The sequence below is a fragment of the Bacillus cereus group sp. BceL220 genome (assembly GCF_051776965.1).
GTDB lineage: Bacteria > Bacillota > Bacilli > Bacillales > Bacillaceae_G > Bacillus_A > Bacillus_A cereus.
This window is the reverse complement of record NZ_JBPWBC010000018.1, coordinates 1-6,369: the sequence shown is the minus strand read 5'-3', so window position 1 is coordinate 6,369 and position 6,369 is coordinate 1. Positions and strand designations below refer to the sequence as shown.

Genomic DNA, 6,369 nt, shown 5'->3' with positions numbered 1-6,369 from the left:
TTTTACACCCTCTTCTTTGTTAATTTAAGTAATACTTTGCTTAAGCTTTCTTCCGTAAGATCCTCTGCATCAGCAAAATCTGATACCGTAAAAGCAGACTCTGTTGTTGGTTTATTTATAAGTTGACGGAGATGCCTTAACATACCATCTGCTATCACTTGAATTTTTAATTTAGAAAACTGTTCCCTACTATACATCCAAATAAAATGTAACTTTTCATCTTTCACCATTCCGATAACTTCAATTAGATGAGATGGTTTGGAATCTGGAGCATGATCTAAAAATGTAAATCCTGTCTCTTGCATAAACAAAGAGTCCCTTGAAAACACCTGATCAAATTGGCCCAAATAGTTAAAGCTTATTGAAGGCTTTTGCTGATAAAACGGAAGTAATCCTTTATTCAAGTAACGTAAAATACCATAGTCTACTCCGCGATTTGGGATTTGACGCAATTGTTCTTTGACTGCCTTTAACCCTTCAATAGGTGTCTGAGTTCCTTGAAAATTGAGATGAACGGGATAAATACTCGTGAACCAGCCCACTGTCCTTGATAAATCAATACCTTCAATCATCTCTTCTCTTCCGTGTCCTTCTAGATGAATAGAAACGGTTTGCTGATTTGTACAATCGACGATAGCTTGTCCTAATGCCGTTAATAGTACCTCATCAATCCTTGTCTTATGAGTGACTAGAACTTCGTATAACAATGTTTGTGTTTCTTCTATTCCTAGAGTCCTCGTCACTTGATCAATCGATTCTTCTGTTGTTTCTTGTATTGGATAGTCCATTGGAATTTTCATCGTTTCTTTTTCTACTTGTTCATTCCAATAATTTTGTACTTCTTTGGAAATACCCGAATCACTGTATGTCTGGAGTCGTTCAGACCACTCTTTAAAAGATGTACTTTTCGCAGGTAAGCGAACTTCTTGACCTTGTTTCATCTGGTTATATACCACCTGTAAATCTTCCAATAGAATCCTCCATGACACTCCATCTACTACTAAATGATGAATCACCCAGAATATTCGATCATTTCCAGTTAAGTTATCTTCAAAGTACACTACTCTCATTAACGGACCAGTAACTAAATTGAAACTAGCTTGATTAATGTTCATCTCTTCTTGTATTATTTTATTCCACTCTTTTTCATTAACTTGATTACGTTTTACAACATGGAGTACTGACAGCTCATCAGTCCCTTCATTTCTCTGCCTCCACGTTCCGTTTGGTAACTGTTCGTACCGGAAACGTAAAGCATCATGATGTTTCAGTAAATTTAATATCGCTCCCTCTAGTAATTTCACATTCAATCTTTCTTTTACTCTTAAAAGCATTGATTGATTCCAATGCTCTGTATGTGGATGTTCTTGCTCGAAGAACCAGCACTGAATTGGAGTAAGAGGCACATCACCTATCACAATTCCCTGCTCCGCTTGTACTCCCTGCGTTTCTATAGCCACTTGTGCCAGCTCAGCGATAGTTGGGCATTCAAACATTTGCTTTGGAGTAAGTTTTAACCCCACTTGACTTGCTTGAGATATGATTTGAATACTGAGAATCGAGTCGCCACCAATTTCAAAGAAATTATCATAGATTCCCACCTTTTTAACACCTAATACTCGCTTCCAAATGGTAGTCAGTATCTGTTCGTTACTATTCCGAGGCCCAACACATTCACTATTAATCTGCTTTTCCTCTGGCATAGGTAAGGCCTCACGATCAACTTTACCGTTAGCTGTAAGTGGAATAGCTTCCATCGCCACAAATCCCGAAGGAACCATATAACTTGGTAGTTTCGCTTTAAGATACTCTCTCCACGCATCTACATTTCCATCTCCTACAACATATGCTACTAATCTTTTATCGCCCGGCTCATCTTCTCTTACAATTACAACTGCCTCTGTTACAGATGCATATGTACTTAAAGTAGACTCAATTTCCCCAATCTCAATTCTGAAACCACGTATTTTAACCTGATGATCAATTCTTCCACGATAATCTAGATTCCCATCTGGCAAATACCTAGCTAAGTCTCCTGTCCGGTATAATCTTGCTTTCGGATTACTACTAAATGGATGAGATATAAAACGCTCTGCTGTTAATTCAGGTCTATTTAAATATCCACGTGCCAATCCTGCTCCACCAATATAAAGTTCACCATCAACACCTATAGGAACAGGTTGTTGATAAGCGTCTAGTATATACACTTCTAAATCGGGAATCCGCTTTCCAATATTACTTCTTGAAGCATGCTGCACATCATCTAGAGTAATTGGATAATATGTAACATGAACTGTAGTTTCGGTAATTCCATACATATTAATTAACTGTGGGTTTTTCTCCCCATACCTTTGAAACCACGGTAACAAGCTAATAGGTTCTAACGCTTCTCCGCCAAATATTACGTAACGCAGCTGCAAATTTTTATTCTTATCTTCTTGTTCACACACTCGTATTAATTGTCGAAATGCGGAAGGTGTCTGATTTAGAACTGTGACTTCTTCCTCCACCAATAATTGATAAAAATCCTTAGGTGATCGACTAATCCAGTACGGAACAACAACTAATTTTCCACCATATAATAACGCTCCCCAAATTTCCCATACTGAGAAATCAAATGCATACGAATGAAAAAGCGTCCAAGTATCTTTTTCATTAAACTGATACCAACAATCCGTCGATTTAAATAGCCGAATAACATTGTGATGCTCTATCATAACGCCCTTTGGATTTCCCGTTGATCCCGAAGTATAGATTACATATGCCAGATTTTGGGGACCGACACTAGAAACCGGAAAAGACTTACTTTCTTTCCCAATCTCATCTTGATCACGATCCAGGCAAATCGACTCAACATTTTCTGGTAACCAGTTCAATTTTTTTAGACTTTCTTGCGTTACGAATAACTGAATGCTAGCATCTTCTAAAATATATTGAAGTCGTTGCTCTGGATATGTTGGATCAAGTGGGACATAAGCCCCACCAGCCTTCAAAATCCCTAAAATACCTACAATCATCTCGTGGGAACGTTCAACGCACAGTCCAACTAAAGTATCAGGTCCTACTCCCTTTTTCTGCAGATAATGAGCTAACTGGTTTGCACGTTCATTAAGCTCCTTATAAGTAATTTTTTCTTTTTCATACGTAACTGCAATAGAATTTGGATAAATCATCGCTTGCCGTTCGAACATTTCATGAATAGTTACTTGAGGTGGGACATCCAGTTTAGGATTGTTGAACTCAACTAAACTTTTTCTTTTATCTTCCTCAGAAATGATTTCTATTTCAGCCACCTTCTGCTTTGGGTTTTCAAAAATATTTCCCAGTATCACTAGCATAACGTTAAAGAATCGTTCTATCTCTTCCTTAGAAAATAGCTCCTCACGATAATCAATATGTACATGTAAAGAGTCTATATCAATTAGATTTTCAATATGCACTGCAAAATCTTGTACTTCTTCACGGTTTGGAATCCATAGTGAGTCACCACTTTCATCACGATCCCTATAATCAATCGTAGTTCCGAAAAGTCTCACATTACTGTTATTCTCTTTATTAATCTGCTTTAATAACAAATCAAATGGATATTTCTGGTGTCTTAATGATTTACTTTGTTTTCTGGACACTCTACTAATAAATGAAAGTACTTCTTCTTCTGGATCAATATCCATTCTTAAAGGAACTGTACTCACCATCATTCCAATCAATTTTCGTTCCATTTTAGTCATACGGTTACCGTAAGCCATTCCTAAACCAATATCAAGCGATGAGGTCCACCGATACATGGACAACGAGAAAGCAGCAACAAAAAGAGTATATAAACTAATTTTGTAATCTTCAGAAAATTTTTCTATCTTTCTCTTCAAATGTTCAGTTAATATAAACGTCTCACGTGATGCTTTGGTACTAACTTGGTACGTATTATAAGGCTTCAATCCAGTCACAGATGGCAGTGTTTTAAATTCCTCTAACCAAAATTTTTGATCTTTTTGAAAGCGACTACTATTCAAGTATGTTTGTTCGTTGGTCAGAAATTGAACATATGAATTTTTAATTTCACCCTCCTCATTCTCGTTATGCATATCATAATAATATTTTGCAATCTGCTCAGTAAATATTTGAATTGATAAACCATCCATAATAATATGATGAACATTTCCAAAGACTGCACATTCATTATCGTTTAATTTTATTAAAGCGAAATAGTATAAATTTGAATTAAATAATGTAAACGTTTCTTTTGTTTTCTGCTCAATCCATTCCTTAAGCAAATTTGTATTCTCCACATTACTGAAATCAAAAAACTCAAATTCTTGTTCTTCATGTTTAGTAAAATATTGTTTCGGTTCCTGATGCCCATTTTCTTTTAACCTAATGCACAGACCGTCATTTTCACTGATAACGCGATTCACAACTTGGTTTAATTTTGAATAATTCATTTTTCGATGAAGTTTAAATAAAAATCTTAAATTACATATTCCTTTATCAGAATGAACGACTTCTGTATACCATATTCTTCGCTGCGGATGGCTTAATGGATAGCATTCCTCATTGGTCATAAAAATCTTCCCTTCAAAAATTATTTGCTCTTATAGGTTCGTGTTTATGTTTAGCCCATAAATATTTCTGCAGTGAAACTCCAATTACTCCAATAATAACAAGCCCAATCCCTCCATAAACATAGAGTTGAGTTACTCCAAACAAATGCACTAATGGACCACTCATAGCAGGAGAAATAATTAGAACTGCGTTTGTTAAACTGCTTTGTATACCAAATACTCTTCCTACTTGATCTTGATCGGATTCTATTTGTAAAATGACTTGATTAGATACAAGCATCAGCCCACTTCCGATACCAGCGATAAAACTAATTAAATAGGCTAAAACGAAGACCGTACCGGGCGTTATCAAACCAATCCCCCCAAAACCAATTCCCATTAAAACCATACCTCCACATACTACCCAGCCATATTGAAATTGTTTTAATTTCTGAGTTAGTAATGCACCAAGTATTCCGCCAAGACCAATAATAGAAATGATATATCCCATTTTACTTTTATCATGTGGGAATAAGCTCTTAAATAAAGTTGGGAATTGTGAGTCTACTAATTGTAATACTGCCATGGCTATTGTAACGAAAATCATGGTTGATAATATTATCCGATTAGATAACACATAACCCCACCCTTGTACCCAAGCGGTCCAAGTACTTTGTTTTTGCTTTTCAACAAATTCTTTCGATATAGTTTCTTTAAATTTTATTGTGGGTATCAGAACCAAGGTAGCTAATAAACAACTTATAGCTCTTATAATGAGGCAGAACTCTGGTTGAAACCAGCTCAGCAACATGCCCCCTATAAGTGGGCCTACTATCTTTGTACCCTGCTCTACTATTCCGTTGATACTTACTGCTTTAGTAAGCAAGTCCGGGGATACAATCTGTCTTGTTAGTGTTTGCTGTGCAGGATAATAGAAAACAATAAAAATGGAACGAATCATTAATGCCACTAAGAGCCAGTGGATATCTTGTACAAATAAAAGAGCAATTGTTATTAGACCAACCATTAGGTTACAGAACATCATAATTGGAATTTTTCTAAAACGATCCGCAATAACACCTGCCCATGAGCCAAAAATAATTCCAGGAAGTGCATATGCAACAGGGATCAACCCAATCATAGTAGGATCTACTTCCCATTCAAACCCAACTATAGTCATAATCGCTAACATATCAATAAAAACACCAAGCATAAGCAATGAATAGGCAGAGAAAACTTGTAAATAAACCCTATTTCCTAATAGGCCTTTTGAATCGGTAGTTTTCATAAAAGCAAGCTCCTTAAGTTACTAATATAAACGCTTTTGCGTATAAGGTACCCCTTTATTAAACCTAATTAATTATTATTAACATCTCACCTAGAATTTAACTTCGTCAAAACTCAAACCGGCCTTATTTTTCATATATTTAAAATAGTCAGACAAACAAAAACGTACCTATTTCTTCATTTTTATATCAACTGTTACAAAATATATCTTTACCTTACACTAATAACAGCTAAACGTTGCCTTAATATAACCCTTTACAGTCGTTTACACATTCAATTCACATCCTTTTTAAAGTTGGCTTTTTTCTATCTCAAATACTATCACACAAATATTTCACCTACTATATTCATAAAGTTGAAATATTTGAATCAGAAAATTCGGATAAAAAACAAAATCCAAAAATCATACCAAAAAATTATTTAGTTATATTGTCATTTTATAGATGGCTTTAGCCATAAGGATATTAAGAATTAAGTTTTTTAATTTTATTAACATAATAGTTTAAAGAGACTATAAATCCTACTAAACAAAAAGATAAATATA

The 6,369-nt window shown here is 35.2% G+C and carries 2 protein-coding genes; both read right to left on the bottom strand.

What is annotated here, in order from left to right; all coding sequences use genetic code 11:
- Positions 1 to 2: 2 nt before the first annotated feature.
- Positions 3 to 4,559: a non-ribosomal peptide synthetase gene (locus ACS2FK_RS26880; RefSeq protein WP_063547297.1), complete on the bottom strand. Its 4,557-nt coding sequence runs from the start codon at positions 4,557 to 4,559 to the stop codon at positions 3 to 5.
- Between the two features lie 13 nt (positions 4,560 to 4,572).
- Positions 4,573 to 5,826 carry an MFS transporter gene (locus ACS2FK_RS26875; protein WP_000858613.1) on the bottom strand — a complete coding sequence of 418 codons (1,254 nt, stop codon included), beginning with the start codon at positions 5,824 to 5,826 and terminating at the stop codon, positions 4,573 to 4,575.
- Positions 5,827 to 6,369: the final 543 nt, after the last annotated feature.

Excerpts from the sequence above, each read along its gene's own strand:
- ACS2FK_RS26880 (WP_063547297.1), bottom strand. The coding sequence starts at position 4,559 with ATGACCAATGAGGAATGCTATCCATTAAGCCATCCGCAGCGAAGAATA.
- ACS2FK_RS26875 (WP_000858613.1), bottom strand. The coding sequence starts at position 5,826 with ATGAAAACTACCGATTCAAAAGGCCTATTAGGAAATAGGGTTTATTTA.